General features: G+C 48.1%; 18 protein-coding genes. 6 read left to right on the top strand and 12 right to left on the bottom strand.

Features of this window, described 5'->3' with window-relative positions:
- Positions 1-25: 25 nt before the first annotated feature.
- Both ACTHTJ_RS10000 and ACTHTJ_RS09995 read left to right on the top strand, forming a co-directional pair.
- Positions 26-829: an RNA ligase family protein gene (locus ACTHTJ_RS10000; protein ID WP_231550754.1), complete on the top strand. Its 804-nt coding sequence runs from the start codon at positions 26-28 to the stop codon at positions 827-829.
- Between the two features lie 32 nt (positions 830-861).
- Positions 862-1,995 carry an AAA family ATPase gene (locus ACTHTJ_RS09995; protein ID WP_070585642.1) on the top strand — a complete coding sequence of 378 codons (1,134 nt, stop codon included), beginning with the start codon at positions 862-864 and terminating at the stop codon, positions 1,993-1,995.
- A 97-nt stretch (positions 1,996-2,092) separates the two neighbouring features.
- Here ACTHTJ_RS09995 and ACTHTJ_RS09990 read toward each other — a convergent pair whose 3' ends face one another.
- The 12 genes from ACTHTJ_RS09990 to ACTHTJ_RS09935 all read right to left on the bottom strand — a co-directional run bounded on the left by ACTHTJ_RS09990 (position 2,093) and on the right by ACTHTJ_RS09935 (position 12,929).
- Positions 2,093-2,398: a hypothetical protein gene (locus tag ACTHTJ_RS09990; RefSeq protein WP_070585645.1), complete on the bottom strand. Its 306-nt coding sequence runs from the start codon at positions 2,396-2,398 to the stop codon at positions 2,093-2,095.
- Positions 2,399-2,422: 24 nt separating this feature from the next.
- On the bottom strand, positions 2,423-3,313 hold the full coding sequence (locus tag ACTHTJ_RS09985; RefSeq protein ID WP_003746351.1) for an NAD(+) kinase: 891 nt from the start codon (positions 3,311-3,313) through the stop codon (positions 2,423-2,425).
- 27 nt (positions 3,314-3,340) lie between these two features.
- Entirely contained in the window at positions 3,341-3,913 is a 573-nt protein-coding gene (locus tag ACTHTJ_RS09980; protein ID WP_070585647.1) for a ubiquinone biosynthesis accessory factor UbiJ, read from the bottom strand.
- A gap of 50 nt (positions 3,914-3,963) precedes the next feature.
- Positions 3,964-4,737 carry an NAD(P)-dependent oxidoreductase gene (locus tag ACTHTJ_RS09975; RefSeq protein WP_070585650.1) on the bottom strand — a complete coding sequence of 258 codons (774 nt, stop codon included), beginning with the start codon at positions 4,735-4,737 and terminating at the stop codon, positions 3,964-3,966.
- Positions 4,738-4,826: 89 nt separating this feature from the next.
- Entirely contained in the window at positions 4,827-5,468 is a 642-nt protein-coding gene (locus ACTHTJ_RS09970; RefSeq protein WP_070585653.1) for a TetR/AcrR family transcriptional regulator, read from the bottom strand.
- 18 nt (positions 5,469-5,486) lie between these two features.
- Complete coding sequence (gene murB / locus ACTHTJ_RS09965) at positions 5,487-6,527, bottom strand: UDP-N-acetylmuramate dehydrogenase (protein ID WP_070585655.1); 1,041 nt, start codon at positions 6,525-6,527, stop codon at positions 5,487-5,489.
- Positions 6,528-6,573: 46 nt separating this feature from the next.
- Complete coding sequence (locus ACTHTJ_RS09960; RefSeq protein ID WP_004519963.1) at positions 6,574-7,347, bottom strand: LEM-3-like GIY-YIG domain-containing protein; 774 nt, start codon at positions 7,345-7,347, stop codon at positions 6,574-6,576.
- 63 nt (positions 7,348-7,410) lie between these two features.
- Entirely contained in the window at positions 7,411-8,790 is a 1,380-nt protein-coding gene (locus ACTHTJ_RS09955; protein ID WP_070585657.1) for an MATE family efflux transporter, read from the bottom strand.
- Positions 8,791-8,892: 102 nt separating this feature from the next.
- Positions 8,893-9,330: an acyl-CoA thioesterase gene (locus ACTHTJ_RS09950; RefSeq protein ID WP_440360869.1), complete on the bottom strand. Its 438-nt coding sequence runs from the start codon at positions 9,328-9,330 to the stop codon at positions 8,893-8,895.
- A gap of 26 nt (positions 9,331-9,356) precedes the next feature.
- The gene (locus ACTHTJ_RS09945) at positions 9,357-10,286 is read right to left on the bottom strand and encodes an LpxL/LpxP family acyltransferase (protein WP_070585660.1); all 930 of its coding nucleotides are present in this window, start codon (positions 10,284-10,286) and stop codon (positions 9,357-9,359) included.
- A gap of 4 nt (positions 10,287-10,290) precedes the next feature.
- The gene (locus ACTHTJ_RS09940) at positions 10,291-11,016 is read right to left on the bottom strand and encodes a glycosyltransferase family 2 protein (protein WP_070585662.1); all 726 of its coding nucleotides are present in this window, start codon (positions 11,014-11,016) and stop codon (positions 10,291-10,293) included.
- A gap of 146 nt (positions 11,017-11,162) precedes the next feature.
- Positions 11,163-12,929: an ABC transporter ATP-binding protein/permease gene (locus tag ACTHTJ_RS09935; RefSeq protein WP_070585665.1), complete on the bottom strand. Its 1,767-nt coding sequence runs from the start codon at positions 12,927-12,929 to the stop codon at positions 11,163-11,165.
- A 238-nt stretch (positions 12,930-13,167) separates the two neighbouring features.
- Between ACTHTJ_RS09935 and ACTHTJ_RS09930 the strand changes: the two genes are divergently transcribed.
- From ACTHTJ_RS09930 to ACTHTJ_RS09915, 4 genes are all read left to right on the top strand, one after another.
- The gene (locus tag ACTHTJ_RS09930; RefSeq protein ID WP_070585667.1) at positions 13,168-15,369 is read left to right on the top strand and encodes a TonB-dependent receptor; all 2,202 of its coding nucleotides are present in this window, start codon (positions 13,168-13,170) and stop codon (positions 15,367-15,369) included.
- A gap of 197 nt (positions 15,370-15,566) precedes the next feature.
- Entirely contained in the window at positions 15,567-16,130 is a 564-nt protein-coding gene (locus ACTHTJ_RS09925; RefSeq protein WP_070585669.1) for a peptidylprolyl isomerase, read from the top strand.
- A 122-nt stretch (positions 16,131-16,252) separates the two neighbouring features.
- Positions 16,253-17,110, top strand: coding sequence for a CAF17-like 4Fe-4S cluster assembly/insertion protein YgfZ (gene ygfZ, locus ACTHTJ_RS09920; protein WP_440360868.1), 858 nt, complete (start codon positions 16,253-16,255; stop codon positions 17,108-17,110).
- 593 nt (positions 17,111-17,703) lie between these two features.
- The coding region (locus ACTHTJ_RS09915) for a hypothetical protein (RefSeq protein ID WP_440362662.1) at positions 17,704-17,940 on the top strand (237 nt) is incomplete at its 3' end.

The raw sequence follows: 17,940 nt of genomic DNA, 5'->3' as shown, positions 1-17,940 counted from the left end.
AAATAAATAAAAAGGAAAAAATATTATGACGACAACCGAACCTCAAAAATACGCCCGCAGCCTGCACGCTCCCATCAGCCTTGGTACCACCTCTGACGACCGTTTTATGCCGCGCGGCTTTCTTTCATATTTTGCCTCACTGCCGAAATTGGTTTTAACCGAAAAATTAGATGGGCAAAACAACTGCTTTGCCGCACACGGCTTCTATGCCCGTAGTCATGCTGCGCCTACCCAGCATCCGTGGGATAAACCTTTGCTGCAACGATGGCAGCAAATCAAAGATGATTTAGGCGATCTTGAACTTTTTGGCGAGAATATGTATGGCATTCATTCGATTGCCTATTCGCAACTGGAAAGCTATTTTTACCTGTTTGCAGTCCGCCGTGGCGGACATTGGCTTTCATGGGAAGAGGTTAAATTTTATGCGCAGCTGTTTGATTTTCCGACTGTGCCAGAAATACCCATTGTCCAGCCTCTTGCAGATTTCACTCAAAAATACGCCAATGAAGATATTGCTTTAGCGCAATGGCTTGCCGCTAATTTGGGAGAGCCGTGGACAGACAGCGTAAAAACTGCCGGTAAGCTTGGCGGCTACGATCCGAAAACAGGAGCGGCATGCAGTGAAGGTTTCGTTATCCGGAACGCCGCTGATTTTGCCACCAACAACGGCAACCTGCCTGTTCAATTCAATGAATTTGATAATCTTTTCAAATTGGTGCGAGCCAAACACGTTAAAACCGACGTTCATTGGACGAAAACTTGGAAGCCTGCCCGTCTTATCGATTACGACAAATACCATTGGCAAAGCTGGCAGTTTCAGACGGCCTGAAGTCCAATTATCCAATAATAAGAAAGACAATTATGTGGACATTCCCAGATTACATACCCGGTCAACTTCCTGATTGGCAAGCCTTAGAACGTCGTTTCAGCTGGTTTGCCGATATGAAGGATGTTCCGCAAGACCCTGAGTGGCATGCCGAAGGCGATGTATTTACGCATACCAAAATGGTGTGCGAAGCCCTTTTACAACTGCCCGAGTTTCAAGCGTTTGATGAACAGGAGCAGCATATTCTGTTTGCTGCCGCCATGCTGCATGATGTGGAAAAACGCAGTACGACTAAGCGTGAAATAGAAAACGGCAAAGAGCGTATCGTTTCGCCGCATCACGCAAAAAAAGGCGAGCATACCGCCCGTACTTTACTGTATACCGAACTTGCCGCTCCGTTTGCTGTAAGAGAAGCAATCGCCAAACTCGTGCGCTTGCACGGATTGCCCTTATGGGCGATTAACAAGCCTAATCCTGAGCGAGCTGTCATAGCGGCCAGTTTGCAGGTCAATACTGCGCATCTTGCCATGCTTGCTAAAGCTGATGTACTGGGTCGTATATGTTGCGATCAACAGGATATTTTGCTGCGCATTGATTTATTTCGTGAACTCTGTGAAGAAAATGCTTGTTGGGGTGAGGCACGTACTTTTGCTAGCGACTACGGACGCTATCTCTATCTTAACGGCCGTAGCGAAATGCCGGATTATCAGCCATTTGATGATCAGACCTTTGATGTGTACGCCATGTGCGCCATAGCAGGTAGCGGCAAAGACAGTTACATCAGGCAACATCTTGCCCATCTGCCTATGCTGTCGCTGGATGAGATTCGCCGTGAGCGCAAACTCAATCCTGCAGATTCCAAACATACCGCCGAAGCAGTGCGTTTGGGTAAAGAGCAGGCAAAAGAATACCTGCGAGCCCGTACGTCATTTGTCTTTAATGCGACCAATCTTAACCGCGACCTGCGCAGCAAATGGCTGCCGATGTTTGCCGATTACGGCGCACGCGTGCATCTCATTTATTTGGAAGTTCCTTACACGCAATTACTATCGCAAAACCGTAACCGCGAACATTCTGTTCCGAATGATGTGTTGCACCGCATGATAGAAAAGCTGGAAATCCCTGGTTACAGTGAAGCGCATACAGTGGATTTTGTGGTTTCTTCTTAATAGGTAAGAACCTTGTAATCAGGCCGTCTGAAACAATCCAATGTTTCAGACGGCCTTTTTATGAAATCAGAAATTGCTAGAGCTAAGACAGAAGTCTTTATTCGCAGCTCAAGTTTTTTGTTTTTTCGGCGAATGTATCCATGGCAATTTGGCACATGCGTTCACGTTGGCCTACGTCGGCGGCAGGCAGGATTTGGCGCAGGTATTTTGTGTTGTCGCGTTGGAACGATGCTTTATCACCTGCTTTTTGGTAACACGCATCCGCTCGGGTAAAGTATTGCTGGCAGATTTTCGGCAATTCTTCAAAGGACAAGGGTTTGCTTTTGTGCATGCCGTGCGCGGAGACGGATAGGGAGGAAAGGGCACACAGTGCAATGATTAAGGTTTTTGAAATGGTTTTCATGGTAAGCCTGTTTATGGAAGTTGTTTAAATCAATTGTTCGCCCCAATGCAGCTTTTGGCGCAGGGTTTTGAAGTATTGGTAATCGGTAGGATGGAGCACGCGCAAGGGATTGTGATAGCGGCGGATGATGATGCGGTCGAAGTTTTGTACGTCGATATGGGATTGTCCGTCAAAATGTGCGCGTGCGTCGCCGCTTTTGGTAATGAGAATTTCAATCACGCTGGTGTCGGGGATGGCAATCGGACGGTTGGTCATGGATTGCGGGCAGATAGGCACAAGCGTGAAGGCGTGCAGACCGGCCTGCATGATGGGGCCGCCGGCGGCAAGTGCGTAGGCGGTCGAACCTGTCGGTGTGGAAATAATCAGGCCGTCCGAACGTTGGGTATAGACAAATTCTTGATTGATAAAGACTTCAAATTCAATCATTTGGCCTGCGCCGCCACGAGACAGTACGGTATCGTTGAGGGCGAGGGCGCGTTCGATGGTTTCACCGTCACGAATGATGCTGGCTTCGATAAGGATGCGTTCTTCAGGCAGATATTTTCCTTCCAGTACGGGGCGGATGCCCTCAACCATGGTGTCGCGTGAGATTTGGGTGAGGAAGCCCAAGTGGCCTTGATTGATACCGATGATGGGGACGGCGCGAGGGGCTACTTCACGGGCGGCGGAGAGGAAGGTGCCGTCGCCGCCGAGTACAACGACGAGGTCGCAGTATTTGCCCAGCTGGGCTTTGTTTACGGTTTCGCAGTAGGCGGAATCTTGGATATAGACGCAGTGTTCTTCTACGCTCAATTCATCCAGATAGATGGTGAAGCCGTTTTCGCGCAGAAAAGAAACCAATGTGTGGACGGTATCTTGAATTTCGGGCGTATTGGGACGTGTAACGATACCGATGTTTTTAAATGGGCTTTTCATGGTAGTAGGCCGTCTGAAATTAAGTGTCTAATCTATCCAGATATCGCGCTCGAGACGGTCGAGGCGTTCGTTTAGGCGGGCAACGTCGTCACGCAGTTTGTCCACTTCTTCCAACCATGCGGCAAGCGTGGCTTGGTCGATAACAGGGGATTCGGGTTCGCGTGAAAAGTCGCCGATTTGTTCGGCAATGCTTTTGCCGATTTTTTTCATGGTGCGGCCGATGTCGCCGGCACGCGAGCTGATGTTTTCTGCGGCCACATGACCGAATACACGCGCCAAATCTTCGCTTGGATAATAGCGCAGTCCACCCAAAATAGGAAGGACGGACATGCCCAATACCAAGTCGCCTTCGAGGCTGATGTCGCCCACGCCTGGCTGACCGCCTTGGAGGATTTTTTGGATGGCGCTGTTGTGGAATGTGATGTTGGTGTCGGCGGTTTCGTTTGCGGTTTCAAGAAAACCTTGTTCGCTGATGCGTCCGGTCAGTCTGAAACCGGTCAGGCTGATGCAGATGATGCTGTCTGCAAATTCAGACAGCTCGCGTTGTTGCTCTGGATTTTGCTGTATCAGGTGGTTGATAAGAGGAAAAAGGGCGGACATGGTTTACTCTGAATGCCGTCTGAAACGGATTAATGGGTTGAGTCGCAATTTTACAGGCTTAGCCCGTCTGCGCAAACGGTATTTACAATTTTGCCGTTGCTTTTGTCATCAACGATGAAATCAGGAGCCGGCAGGCCGAGTTTGGCCGCTTCGGCAGCATAAAATTCGGCCCGGCTTGGGTGGCGGGGTTCGACAATATTGCGGATACGCTTGCCGTCAGCTTGGCAGGCCGTCTGAAAAAGGATTTGGACGGCAAGATCCTTATGAAGAATATTGACGGGTTGATTGCCGCCTTGAATGCGTGTTTTTTGAACCAGCTTGGTAACGGGATGACGATCGGCAGAATAAAGTCCGCCCAGTCGCAGTATGTCGATATGGGGGACGGCGCTTTCAAATAAGGCTTGTTCAACCGCAAGGATTTGACAGGCGGATTCAGTTTGCGGATCGGGCGTCGTGGTTTCATCGCATATGCGTGCTTGGTTGCCATACACGCTGGTGCTGCTGGTAAAGATGATGTGTTTTACCTTGGACTGCTCGGCAAGTTGAATCCATTTTTTCAGGGTATCGGCGTAATGGTTTAATGACGAAGGCGGAAGCAGGCAGAACCATGTCGGCTTGTTGATATGGTTTTGCCACAATGCCGAACTGTGAAAAATATCATCTTGATTCAAATCGATGATGTTGAGTTCAATCGGCAGATTGATGTCGTCGGAGGTCAGGTTGCGTTTGACGGCGGCTACCTGACTGCCTTGCTCATAACATTTTTGTGCCAGCGGCAGGCCGAGATAGCCTAAGCCGAGAATGGAAATATCGGGAAGGTGCATAAATAAAGCATCCGAAAATTAACAGGCCGTCTGAAAATAGCTTTAACTTGGTTAAAGCCACGTTTTCAGACGGCCTTTGTATGGAAAAATCAATGGTTGCTGCCGATTTTTTGGTCGAATTCGGCACGGTGTTCCGGTAGGAGGTAAGGGCGCAACAGGCTGAGTGTGCGGCTGATGCCCCGTACTTTGGAATCTTCGGTCAACTTGGCGCGACCGCGCAGGGAGCTGTCGAAGTCGAACCAGTATTTTGTTACCATCCACATATTGACGGCGAGGTCGTTCATGGCGGTTTGGTCTGCGCTGATGATGTTCAGCCCGTTGAGCTGGGTCAGCAGGTTGACCAACAGCGGGGACACTTTGGCTTGGGTAAAGGTATTGTGTTCGCCCAATAATTCGGCACTGCGGGCAAGCAGGGTGTTCACATCGCTGAAAAGGAAACGGTATTCCCACATCACATCATAAATACCGGCCATGTAGTTGATGGAGTCTTCAACATTAGACGGCAATACGGCTTCGTTAAGGTAGGCAAGCAGGGCATCGCTGTAACGCTTAAACAATTGGACGATGATTTCGTCTTTGTTGCGGAAATGGTAGTAGAGGTTGCCCGGGCTGATGCCCAAGTGGGCGGCAATATGGTTGGTGCTGATATTGCGCTCGCCTTCTTCGTTGAACAAGGCGAGGCTGGCATTGATGATTCGTGTGTAAGTGTTGACTTTAGCAATGCGCGGCATGGGATACACTCCTTTGTTTTATAGGCTGTATGAAGTCGGCAGCCAGTTGGGTTCTGCGTGTAATTCTACCTGAAATTGAGTAAATACTGTATTACAAACATATTGTGCCAGCTGGTGGACATCTTGAGCGGACGCATTGTTTTTATTCACCAAAACCAAAGCCTGTCTGTCATGCACTGCCGCACCGCCGATCTGATGGCCTTTCAGACGGCATTGGTCAATCAGCCAGCCGGCCGCGAGTTTGACCGAACCGTCAGGCTGCGGATAGCGTGGCATATTGGGGTATTGCTGCAATAAATCGGCAGCTTTTTCGGCGCTGACAACAGGGTTTTTAAAGAAACTTCCGACATTACCAAGTACGTTAGGATTAGGCAGTTTACTGTTGCGGATTGAACACACTGCATCGGAAACATCTTTGGCCGTCGCCTCACGGCCTTGGCTCAGTTCGGCAACCGCTGCCGCTAAATCGCCATAGCCCAAGTTCGGCACAAAATGCTCTTTTAATGCAAATACAACCGAAACAATCATATAACGGCCTTTGCCTTCCTGTTTGAACAGGCTTTCACGATAAGCAAAATCGCAATCGGCATTGGAAAGCTCGACAAAAGTTTCCGTATTCAAATCAAAGCAGCGGACGCTATGGATAACATCTTTGACTTCAACGCCGTATGCGCCGATGTTTTGTACCGGAGACGCACCGACCGTACCCGGAATCAGGCTGAGGTTTTCCAGTCCGCTTAAACCCAGTCCAACCGTATGCAAAACAAAATCATGCCAAATTTCCCCGGCTTGAGCTTCGATATAAACCAGGCCGTCTGAACGCTCAATTTCGCGTATTCCCTTGTTTTCCATATGCACAACCAGACCGGCGTAGTCTTCCATCAAAAGGATATTGCTGCCGCCGCCGAGCCATAAAACAGTATCTCGGTTGAACTCGGGCAGCCGGACGATGTCGCGCAACTCGTCGGCGTGTTTGAGTGCAACAAATGCTTGGGCTTGGGCTTTGAGGCCGAAAGTGTTGTAAGGGGTAAGGTCGGTTTGGTATTGGATGGGTTGCATGATGATTTGTGATTTTGTGGATTCAGGTCGTCTGAAAACTTACTATTTAACAATTACGATAGGTAATGGGGTTTTGGGGCGCTTTATAGTTTTCTTGGGAAGAATAGGTCAGCTTGTCTACGATTTCTTGATAAATATTGGACTCTTTTGGTAACGGCTTGCCTTCAAACATCCAACGACCTTGAATAATATCGTCGGCAGAAATCCATCTTTCAATTTCATATACTGCCAATGTCCAGCCGCGATAGACTGCAACTGCATATTTTGCTTTTTCACGCCTACTTCCGATTTTCCAATATTTCCGTGTGCGCTCATAAATTTCCTTATGCCTATCGGCTTCAGGAATATTCCCTGATCTGATGTCTTTTTTCAGTTTCTCGTATTCGTTATTAATCGTAATTAAAACAATAGGTTTATCAGTTTTCAATTCTTGCGCATCATATTTTCGTTTTAATTCGGACAAGCTCATCAATCCTACTTCAGAAGAATGCGTGCCGCCTTGAATATTAGTCAGCGGCTGCTGGCTCGGCTTGACTAGGGAGAGTAGGTCTATTGCCATTGCTTCATATTCAAAAGCCTGTTTGTCTGTTTGGATGTTGTGCCGCAGAATGTAATACACGGGCTGGTTTCCGCTTTTATGTATTTCCCTAATCAAAGCAATTTTATCACTTGGCGTTTCTGTTTCTTGTAATGAACCTAGGGCATGATGGAAAACGCGATTGCCCACGCCTTTACCTACATAGAAAATATTGCCATCTCTAGGGTCAATCAAGCAATAAATATAGTAAGCAAGTTTTTCTATAATGGAAGTTGAAAACATTTTTTTCCTTAAGAGTGAATAAGCCGTAAATGAAATATCAATGGAGGTCGTCTGAAAGAAATTTCAGACGGCCTTATGTGATTTGACCATCTCTTTACTGCAAAGCTCCAGGCACCATACCAATGCGATGGCAGCAATCGTTAGTGAAGCGGTCAGCGCGGTCCAGAAGCCGTAAATGCCCATATCGACATGATAGGCAAGCAGGTAGCCGGGCAACAGGCCGCAGCCCCAAAAAGCCACGGCATGGATGAACATCGGCATTTTGGTCACTTTATAGCCGCGCAGCGCATATGAAGCGATACATTGGGTGGCGTCTGCCAGTTGGAATAGGGAGGCGAAAAATAAAACGGTCGCGGCAATGCCCAATACTGCCGCATCGTTGGTGTACATACCGGCCAACTGAAAGCGAAAGATGACCAAGAGCAGCGCGGTGCAGGCGGCAAGCATCCAGCCTAACACCAGCGAAACGCCTGAAATATAACGCGCCCGAAAAAAATCGCGTCGTCCGAGCGAAAAGCCAACGCGTACCGTGCTTGCTGAGCCGACACTTTGCGGAACCATATACAAAATGCCCGACAGGCTGATGACAACTTGTTGGGCGGCGACATAATCCTCGCCGAATGGCGCCACCAAAAAGACGATAAACGAAAACGCGCTGGCTTCTAAAAAATAAGACAAGCCGATGGGTGCGCCGATTTTCCAAATCTGTTTGAAAGCCGCCAAATCAGGTTTGCCGATTTTTGCCGTCAAACCAAACGGATGGAAGAATTTTTCTTTGGCGATATAAAGCCACAAAGCCAATGCGCTGAACCAAAATACCGCCGCCGTTGCCACGCCGCAACCTGCGCCGCCTAAAGCAGGCATACCGAATTTGCCGTAAACGAACACATAGTTCAGCGGCACATTCAACACAAATGCCGCGAAGCTGACCAACATAATTACGCGCGGACGGTTCAAGCTGGAGGCATAGGCGTGCAGGGCTCGGTGTATCATGGCAGCCGGCATTGCCAAACTGGTGAAGAACATATATTGCGCCATCGTGTCTTCGACATAATCGTTCAATGTCAGCCAATGACGGAACGGCGTAATCATCGTCCACATCAACAGCATGCCGAATAGACCCAAACATAAGCCAAACCAAATGCCCTGCATTCCTGTTTTGCCGACTTCTTCGGTTTTACCTGCGCCGTACAGCTGGGCAATCATCGGGTTCAACGCCGCCATCACGCCCATAAAGGTAATGTAAATCGTGGAAAACGCGCTGCTGCCCAAAGCCACCGCGGCCAAATCTTCCTTACCTGCGCCACCGGCCATCACCGTATCGACAAAACCAATGCCCACTTGCGCCACTTGCGCCAACAGCATAGGCAGGGCGAGGGCGGTAAGCAGGCGGGTTTCTTTTAAGAAAACAGGAAAGGCAAAGCGGTTGAGGTTCAGTAGCATAAGTGTGCGGTTTGAGGATAAAGGCCGTCTGAAAACGGAAATTTAAAATTATAAAGGGTAATACTGATAAGCAGGCAATATGTTGTTTAATCGCTAAATTTTTCAGACGGCCTTAAAAGTCGGATGTCTTTTTACTGCTTCCAACCAGCTGTCCGGCGTTTGAAACTGCATCAGGCCGTCTGAAAGCGATACTGCGGCTTGGGTAGTCGAAGCGCGGGTCAGTTTTTCGTTGGTTTCAACATCGTAAATGGTGTAATCGATACGCAGGCAGCTTTCGATCTCGACAATGTCCATATCAACGCGGATTTTTTGGCCGAAACGGGCAGGGCGGATATATTTGAGGTTCATCTGCACAATCGGCCAGCTGTACCCCTGCCGTCCCATTTCGTTGTAGTCATAACAGATGGAAGACAGAAAAGCACAACGTGCGGTTTCAAGGTATTTGACATAGTTGCCGTGCCACACGATGTGCATGGCATCTACGTCAAAAAAAGGAACTCCGGTTTCAAAGCTGTGTTGGCAATAGATGTGTTTTTTCATGGTTTAAAAGAGTGAGTGTGATGGTTTCAGACGGCGTCTTCGCCCCAAAAATCATAAAAATTGAACCATTGTAGCGGATTTTGCGCACATTCTTGCGCCAGAATGTCGGCAAAACCCTGCATCGCGTCTTTGACGGCAGCCTCGCGGTTGCCGCGTTTCCAGCTGGAAGTATCGGTAAAGCGGCGCAGTTTCAAATGATAGCGGCCGTTTTGTTTAACGCAAAACAACGTGTTTACCTCCGTTTTTAAAAGCGAAGCCAACAGCCATGCGCCTTGCGGCATAGGGGCAGTGTGGCCTAAGAAATTAATGTCGGCGGTTTTCTCGCCGCGTACAGGCACACGGTCGGCCGCGATGGCAATCCATTCGCCGTTTTCGATACGGCGGTTCAATTCCATCATCAGGGTGGTGTCCAAATCTGTTACCTGAATCAGACGGATATGATCTGCGCCGGCTTTTTGCAATGCCTCGTTAAATGCCTGCGCGTGTTTGCTGTGCACCAATACATTGAGTCTGAAATTTTTATGGTGCGCCACCAGCGCACGGCAAACTTCGGTATTGCCTAAGTGCGAACAGGCAAAAATCTGGCCGCGTTCGTTGCGCTTGACTTGCGAATAGATGTCGTCCGGATCTTCAATCACCAAATCTTCATAACGGATTTTGCGTTGCCACACGGCAAAACGGTCACAAACCGCTTCGCCAAATGCGATGAATTGTTTGAATACGCTGTGTTTCGGCAGGACGGTATGGGGAAAGGCCGTCTGAAGACGGGTTTGATAGCGTAAAATATGACGGCGCGGTTTGGGCGCAGTCGCATAAAAATACAGCACCACAAACCAAATGCACGGCCTCATGAAAAAAGCCGGCAGATAGCGCACCATCAATGTGGTCAGAGCGAGAAACAAGCGGCTGCCGCGTTCGGGTTGCGCCGCCCAATGGGTTTGTTTATTGTCGGTCATGGTTTCAGACGGCCTTTCCGAAAACTTTACCCAATCGGTGTTTCAACATACCGAAAAACAGCCGTGTGTGCATTTTACTGATGCGGACATTGTCGGCAAAGGCATCGAAGTGGGACACGCCGTCTGCGGCGTATTGGACGGGCGTTTTAATCCAAACTGGCTTGACGTCGCGCCAGTACAGGCGGATAAGGATTTCCGTGTCGAAGTCCATGCGGTCACCTACGGTTTCTTCGCGGACAACGGATAGCGCGGGTGCAAGCGGATAGAGGCGGAAGCCGCACATGCCGTCTTTGATGTCGCATGACCAAGTGTGCAGCATATTCCAGAAGTCGGTAATTTTTCGTCCGTAAAGCCGTGCTTTGGGCGCGTCATCGCCGTATTGCGGCCAGCTGCAAACAACGGCTTCGGGATTTTGTTCTGCTGCGGCGAGGAGTTTGGGCGTGTCGCTCAAGCAGTGTTGACCGTCTGCATCAACCTGCAAGACGTGGGTATAGCCATGTTCTTGAGCGTATTCCAAGCCAGTTTTGACCGCTGCGCCTTTGCCGCCGTTGATGGGACGGTAAAGGACATCAATGCCGTCTGAAACCAAAGCCTGCAATACAGGTTTGCATTCTTCGCGTGAACCGTCGTCCACAATTAAAACGTTTAAACCGAAGCCGCGCATGGTTTGGGCAACGTGGCTGATAGTGGTCGGGTGGTTGTAATGTGGAATAAGGGCTAGGGTTTTCATAAATATTTTTTAGACGACGTTAACACAATGCAGAGTATAGCAAATAAACATGCCATGGCGTTTGAAAAGGCCGTCTGAAACGGCGAGGACAAAATCGTTTGATTTCGTTTTTCACTGTTTCAGACGGCCTTTGGTATGCCATTAATTCAGCATTGTACATGACCGACATCGAGGCATAAATCATGGAATTCGTTGAGCGTGCTGCGGTGGCCGATACTGATGATGATGCTATCGGGCAGTTTTTGCTTTAAGGCGCGGTAGAGCATGGCTTCGGTCGGTTCGTCCAAAGCGGCGGTAGCTTCGTCAAGCAGGATGACTTTGGGCTGCGAGAGCAGGGCGCGGACGAAGGCGACGCGTTGTAGTTCACCCGGGGAAAGTTTGTGTTGCCAGTCGTCTGGTTTATCCAATTTATCAACGAGATAACCTAAGCGGCAGGTATTCATGGCGTCGGCTAGTTCGGGATGCTGCTTGTCGATGTCGGGATAACAAATCGCGTCGCGCAGGCTGCCTTGCGCCGTGTACGGGCGTTGCGGCAGGAAGAGGATGTCTTGATGAGGCGGATGGCTGACTTTACCGCTGCTGCCGAAAGGCCAAAGCCCAGCCAGCGCGCGCAGCAACGAAGTTTTGCCGCAACCGCTCGGGCCGCGTATCAGCAGGGAGTTGCCGTTTTTGAGGTTGATATTGATACCGTCTAATAAAACTTCGCCGTTGTGGCGGTATAGGGCAACGTTTTCCAAGATCAGGCCGTCTGAAACTTCGGTAAGGTCGGGTTGTCTTGCCGTGTGTTTTTCTTCCGTACTCAGCAAAAAGCCGTACAGACGCTCCAATCGGGCGCGGTAGGCGGTGAATTTGTTGTAGAACATCCGGAAGAAAGACAGCGCGTTTTGCAGTCGTGCGAAGGCCTGGACGGTCTGCTGGATGTCGCCGATTTTGATTTGTCCGGCAAACAGGCGCGGAGCTTGCAAAATAATGGGGAAGAGTTTGATGCCGTTGGTGAACATATCGTTGAAGCCGCTCAGGCAAACGCTTTGTCGCGCAATGCGCCAACGGTTGCGGATAATGGCTTTAAAGCGGTCGGAAAGCTGGTCGTGTTCGTGTTTTTCGCCACTGTAAAACGCTACACTTTCGGCGTGGTCGCGCACGCGGATGAGGGAATAACGATAGTCGCCGTTGAGCTTTTCGTTTTCATAGTTGTAACGAATCAACGGGTTACCTATCCACATGGCGATAAAGGTCGCCAAAATCACAAACATATAGACAAACCAAACGATGCCGTGCGGAATGTCGAAGCCGAACACAGTCAGGATGCCTGCCAAGCCCCACAAAACAACGGCAAATTCGAGCGAGGTAACGACCGAATTGACCATGCCGCGCACAAATTCTATGGTCGAGGCGATGAAATCCTGTGCGTCCTGTTGGATACGCTGGTCGATGTTGTCCGGCGCGTGGCGGCGCATTTGCAGGCGGTAGTAGTTTTTGTCGGTAAGCCAGCGTGAAGTCAAAACTTCATTGAGCCGCTCCGACCATTTAATCGACAAACCTTGATCGAGAAAGTCGTTGACGACGTTGTTAAACGCCCGTATCAACACCACGCCTGCATTCATCGCTGCAAACATCCAAAACGCGGAGGCGTTCAAATCCTGCATCGAGTCGTAAAGCCCTTTGGACATAAAGGTACTCAACACATTCAGCCGTACTTCGGTTAACAGCAGCGTAATCATTGCCGTAATCAGCAGCAGAATTTTGACGGTACTTTTCGGCGTCAGGCACAGGCGCAGGATATAGCTAAACTCGCGCCCGAAGCGTGTATTGCGTGCAAAAAACAGAATGACCGCCGAGGCTGCGGCGACCATCAATAAGGTCTGCAACAGCCAAGACGGCGTGGAATAAAGCTCGATTTGCCATTTTTGCATGGGGTGTTCTCTGAAAGGAAGTAAAGGCCGTCTGAAAGGACGGCAAATTTATTTGACTATGGTAACTGTAATAATAGTTTTCTGAACTGTTGTATTTTTGTATTTACAAACGGTTCTTATTTGTTTTTGTGGAAAGCAGAAATCTTATCAAATATAATCGCAAAACCAAATTACTTTGTAATTTTTTACTCGATATAAGAAATAAGAATTATTAATATTTCAAACCAGAAGGTATTTTATGAACAGCAAATTAGCCCTGATGCCGCTTTTGATTATGAGCGCATTTTCTTATGCCGCCGATGAAGCGACACCCGAAACCCCTGTGCAACAGCAGTTGCAGGAAGTCAATGTCCGCGCCGACGCTAAACGCGTGAAGGCCGCACGCTCGTATTCTATTGCCAGTGACGGCGACTTACGCGACCGTGTGAACTTAGGACTGCTAGGCAAGGCAAATGCCTTTACAGCACCAATTACAGTCGTCAATTACGATGAAAAAGTATTGGGAAACAACGCATCCCGTACATTAGTAGATACAATCGCCAAGAACGATGCCTCTACCATGCAGTTCGGTGGTGAAAGCAACACTATTCAAGGTGTATATGTCCGTGGCTTACAGCTTGATGCCCGTCAGTTTAGTATCAATGGCTTGGCAGGTCTTTATTCTTATTATCATACCCCGACTGCGGGCGTTTCTTCAGCACAGTTGATTAAAGGTGCTTCAAGTTCCACTGTCGGCATGGACCCTGAGGGCGCAGCAGGTTCTTCTGTCAACATTGAAACTAAAAAAGCATCCGATGAAGGTAACCGAAAAATCGGTTTAGCGGTTTTCAGTAAAAACCGTACCGAAGGTGCAATCGATATCGGTCAGCGTTTTGGTGAAAACAAACAATTTGGTATCCGTTTCAATGGTAAATACCGTCAAGGTGAAACGGCACGTAAAGGCTATAAGGAAGATAATCAGGAATTTGCATTAAATACAGATTATCGTGGTGAGAAATTACGCCTCTCTTTCGACTCGATGTATAACCATCGTAATACAGAGGGTGGTCGTGCACGTATTCATGAAATGCAGAATCTTGACTTTGCTATGCCTGCCGCACCAAGTGGTAAAACCCTACTTGTCCCGTCTTGGCAGGAGCAAACTACTAAAACTATCACGAACGCACTGACGTTTGAATACGATACTGACTACAATATGCAGATTAGTGGTGGTTTGGGTTATATGGAGTCTGTGTATAAAGGTTCGTTTACACAACTTCTCATGAAAAACCGTGCAAATGGCGGTAATTTGGGTAATTACACGGCGCAGGCTGCACAACCATTTGAATTCCTTTCTCGCACAACCAGTGGTAATTTGAAAGCTCGTGGTGAATTTGAAACCGGTCCGGTTGTTCACAATTGGGCGACCTCATTCGATTACATCAAGCGACACCGCGACCACGATCAGGGAACGCGCAATGGCGATGCATTGGATACCAACATCTACAACCCTGTTTTCCCTGTTACCCATCGCAACAATCCTGCCAATATACAAGGTACAGAGCATACGACTTATGAGACCCCCAGCCTTGCAATATCCGATACTTTGGGTTTTGCTGATAATACTATCCGTTTAACCTTAGGCGGACGTTATCAATGGGTCAAACAAACTGCTCATCCAAATTTGACAGGCAATGCAAAAACTGATGCAAGCCGCCGCTCTTCTACTGTGAAGTTCAGCAAAAAACGGTTCAGCCCGATGTTTGCAGCAGCTTGGGTGCCTAATACCGGTATGGTAGTGTATGGAAACTATATGCAAGATTTGGAACCGGGTGCGACTAACGAGGATACTGGAGAAATGTCCAAACCGCGTGTCAGCAAGCAGATTGAAATGGGGGTGCGTAAAAACTGGGGCGATGTCGTAACCAGCTTAAACGCTTTCCAAATCGTCCGTCCGGGTTATTGGCGTAACACGCAAGAGCAGCATGGTAAAGAAATCAACCGTGGTGTTGAGTTTAATACGTATGCCAACCTGATGAACAAAACCCTTCGTCCGAGCTTTGGTATTATGTATCTGAAAGCGCAGTTGAAGGATTATCCGCGTTACAATAATACTTTAACAAATGGTAATCAGGTTGCTAGCCCGCGTGTTATTGCCAAAGCAGGTATCGAATGGGATACGCCATTTGTCCAAGGTCTGACTTTGAAAAGCAATATCCAATACTACGGCAAGTCTTTCCAAGATACGGAACGCCAATATAAACTGCCTTCCTACACTTTGGTTGACGTAGGCGCGCGCTACAAAACCAAGCTGGGCAAAAATACTTTGACCGTCAGCAGCTCGGTAGAAAACCTGTTCAACAAAAACTACTGGCAGGTACAGCGCGGCCAATACGACCGCAGCTTCGCAGTTGTCGGTATGCCGCGCACTTATTGGCTGAAAGCGGAATTGGATTTCTAATCTGATTTCGGTTTGACCGTAATAGCAGGCCGTCTGAAAGGGAATGATAAAGAGCAAGAATTTGTTTTATCCCTTTTCAGACGGCCTGATTTGATTGCCTTATGTTTTTCGCTTGAAAAATCTTACATGTTTTTTATGGATTTCACGCGAAACAAGGTTAATATTCCATTTTCACAATACATCATTCGAGAAGACATATGAAAAAATCCATCAAACTGACCCTGTGCGCCCTCGCACTCTCACTTTCCGTGCAAGCTCAAGCGGTTACCCATGCCGTGATTGAAACCAATATGGGCAACATCCAACTGGAGCTGGATGAAGTCAAAGCGCCAAAAACCGTGGCAAACTTTGTCAATTACGCCAAAAAAGGTTTTTACGACAACACGATTTTCCACCGCGTTATCGACAATTTTATGATTCAAGGCGGCGGATTTACCGAGAAAATGGTTCAAAAATCCACTGATAAAGCCATCACCAATGAAGCATACAACGGCTTGAAAAATAACGTCGGCACCATCGCCATGGCGCGTACCGGCGATCCGAATTCAGCAACCAGCCAGTTCTTTATCAATACAGCCGACAACGACTTTTTGAATTTCAAAAGCAAAACTCCTCAAGGCTACGGCTATGCCGTTTTCGGTAAAGTTACTTCCGGCATGGACGTCGTCCGCAAAATCAGCAAAGTAAAAACAGCGACACGCGGCTTCCACCAAGACGTTCCAACCGAAGCCGTGATTATCCGCAAAGTCAGCATCAAATAATTTTGATTGTTTGAACCCAAACAACAGGCCGTCTGAAACATTCAGACGGCCTGAATTTATTTATTTGATAATAAGCGGCAATTTGGGCGATAATTCAGCATCTACTATTTAAGGAGTCGATTATGCAAACCCGCCTGCCTTTTTTCGGTGTTGTCCGCGTCAGTGGTGAAGACAGAGCATCATTTCTTCATGGCCAATTATCCAACGATATTAATAATTTAGCTTCCGGTCAGGCATGTTACGCCACATACAATACGCCTAAGGGCCGTGTGTTGGCGAATATGTTGGTCGTCAATCGCGGAGAGGATTTGCTGCTGGTCATGGCGCAAGATTTGACCGAAGCCATCGTCAAACGCCTGAGAATGTTTGTCTTGCGTGCAAAAGTCGTCTTCGAGCTGATGCCCGATTTGGCAGTAAGCGGCGAGTTGGCAGACAATGCAGCACCACATCCTGCTACCGAACCGCAACTGTCTTTCCCGGCCCAAATTCAAGAAAACACCGTAGAAATTACCTTGCCGCACACAGGCCGTCTGAAAATTTCAGCAGCCGAAAACGCAGCAGAATATCAAGCAGGAGCCGAAAATGCGTGGAACCTGCACGAAATCCGCAGCGGCTATCCGTGGATTTGCGCCGCAACCAAAGAAGCGGCCGTTGCGCAAATGCTCAACCAACACATCATCGGCGCAGTCCATTTCCGTAAAGGCTGCTACCCTGGCCAAGAAATCATCGCCCGCGCACAATACCGAGGCCAAGTCAAACGCGGACTGGCCGTATTAAGCGGCGATTCTTTAGAAGCCGCCGGTATTGCCATCAAAGTCGGCGAGGAAGAAGCAGGCGTTATTCTTAATACTGCACTCACAGAGCAAGGCAGCCTAAGCCTTGCAGTTATCAAGTTTTCCGCAGCAGAAGCAGCATTAACCGATGCAGACGGTAATGCTTTGAAACAGGAAGAACTGTTTTTTACGGTTGAGAAAGATTGATTGTTAGATGATTGAATAAAAAGCTTAAATATCAGCTTGAAATGAAAATAGAAAGGCCGTCTGAAATTCAGACGGCCTTTGATATTGAGTTTTGTTGGTACATGACCCAAGCTGCGTTTGCTGCTGACTGGATTACGGCATGGTTTGGAATCATTCGGTAGCAACAAAAACCGCGTGCGTGCGTACCGCACACACCCTACATCTCAATCTTAAGGTTTGCGTCGCCCGCAGTGGTAGGGTGTGTGGTCTAGCCACGCACGCGGTTGACAGGGGTGCTGGCTACGGCTTGCTACACCTCAATCTTAAGGTTTGCATCGCCCGCAGAGGTAGGGGGTGTGGCATAGCCACGCACACGGTTTGTGGGAATGCAGGCTACGGCTTGCCTTGTCGATGTATTTTTTTCAGGTAGCCTTTAAGAGGGCTACCTGAAAAGTGTTGGGTTTATCAACCCAACCTACGCTTGCTGGCTGCCGCGCTTGCCGTAACGGTCGGTACATTCGCCGTTTTGGCGGAAAATACAACTCCTTACTATTGGGGAACTTACAAATATACTTTATAATTAAATTTTTCCAAAATTATTGCGAGGATAAATAATGAAACCAGATTCCCTAAACGAAAAAAATGAGTTTTTAGTTATTGGATTAGTTGGAGCTGTAGGTAGTAGGTTAAAGCCATTATCAAATATATTAAACTCAATACTAATAGATGAATTTAATTACAAAGTAGAAGAAATTCACATATCAAAAGAGTTTTTAGAGAGAAACAAAGAGATCTATGAAAATCAATTTGATAGATATAAAACTTTGATGGATCATGGTAATGAATTAAGA

The organism is Neisseria sp. P0018.S001, assembly GCF_051957355.1.
GTDB lineage: Bacteria > Pseudomonadota > Gammaproteobacteria > Burkholderiales > Neisseriaceae > Neisseria > Neisseria subflava_A.
The sequence above is the reverse complement of the archived record's forward strand: the minus strand, read 5'-3'. Positions and strand labels throughout refer to the sequence as shown.

Excerpts from the sequence above, each read along its gene's own strand:
- ACTHTJ_RS09940 (WP_070585662.1), bottom strand. The coding sequence starts at position 11,016 with ATGAAAACCCTAGCCCTTATTCCACATTACAACCACCCGACCACTATC.
- ACTHTJ_RS09960 (WP_004519963.1), bottom strand. The coding sequence starts at position 7,347 with ATGTTTTCAACTTCCATTATAGAAAAACTTGCTTACTATATTTATTGC.
- ACTHTJ_RS09975 (WP_070585650.1), bottom strand. The coding sequence starts at position 4,737 with ATGCACCTTCCCGATATTTCCATTCTCGGCTTAGGCTATCTCGGCCTG.
- ACTHTJ_RS09980 (WP_070585647.1), bottom strand. The coding sequence starts at position 3,913 with ATGTCCGCCCTTTTTCCTCTTATCAACCACCTGATACAGCAAAATCCA.
- ACTHTJ_RS09955 (WP_070585657.1), bottom strand. The coding sequence starts at position 8,790 with ATGCTACTGAACCTCAACCGCTTTGCCTTTCCTGTTTTCTTAAAAGAA.
- murB (WP_070585655.1), bottom strand. The coding sequence starts at position 6,527 with ATGCAACCCATCCAATACCAAACCGACCTTACCCCTTACAACACTTTC.
- ACTHTJ_RS09990 (WP_070585645.1), bottom strand. The coding sequence starts at position 2,398 with ATGAAAACCATTTCAAAAACCTTAATCATTGCACTGTGTGCCCTTTCC.
- ygfZ (WP_440360868.1), top strand. The coding sequence starts at position 16,253 with ATGCAAACCCGCCTGCCTTTTTTCGGTGTTGTCCGCGTCAGTGGTGAA.
- ACTHTJ_RS09945 (WP_070585660.1), bottom strand. The coding sequence starts at position 10,286 with ATGACCGACAATAAACAAACCCATTGGGCGGCGCAACCCGAACGCGGC.
- ACTHTJ_RS09950 (WP_440360869.1), bottom strand. The coding sequence starts at position 9,330 with ATGAAAAAACACATCTATTGCCAACACAGCTTTGAAACCGGAGTTCCT.
- ACTHTJ_RS09985 (WP_003746351.1), bottom strand. The coding sequence starts at position 3,313 with ATGAAAAGCCCATTTAAAAACATCGGTATCGTTACACGTCCCAATACG.
- ACTHTJ_RS09970 (WP_070585653.1), bottom strand. The coding sequence starts at position 5,468 with ATGCCGCGCATTGCTAAAGTCAACACTTACACACGAATCATCAATGCC.
- ACTHTJ_RS10000 (WP_231550754.1), top strand. The coding sequence starts at position 26 with ATGACGACAACCGAACCTCAAAAATACGCCCGCAGCCTGCACGCTCCC.
- ACTHTJ_RS09995 (WP_070585642.1), top strand. The coding sequence starts at position 862 with ATGTGGACATTCCCAGATTACATACCCGGTCAACTTCCTGATTGGCAA.
- ACTHTJ_RS09930 (WP_070585667.1), top strand. The coding sequence starts at position 13,168 with ATGAACAGCAAATTAGCCCTGATGCCGCTTTTGATTATGAGCGCATTT.
- ACTHTJ_RS09925 (WP_070585669.1), top strand. The coding sequence starts at position 15,567 with ATGAAAAAATCCATCAAACTGACCCTGTGCGCCCTCGCACTCTCACTT.
- ACTHTJ_RS09935 (WP_070585665.1), bottom strand. The coding sequence starts at position 12,929 with ATGCAAAAATGGCAAATCGAGCTTTATTCCACGCCGTCTTGGCTGTTG.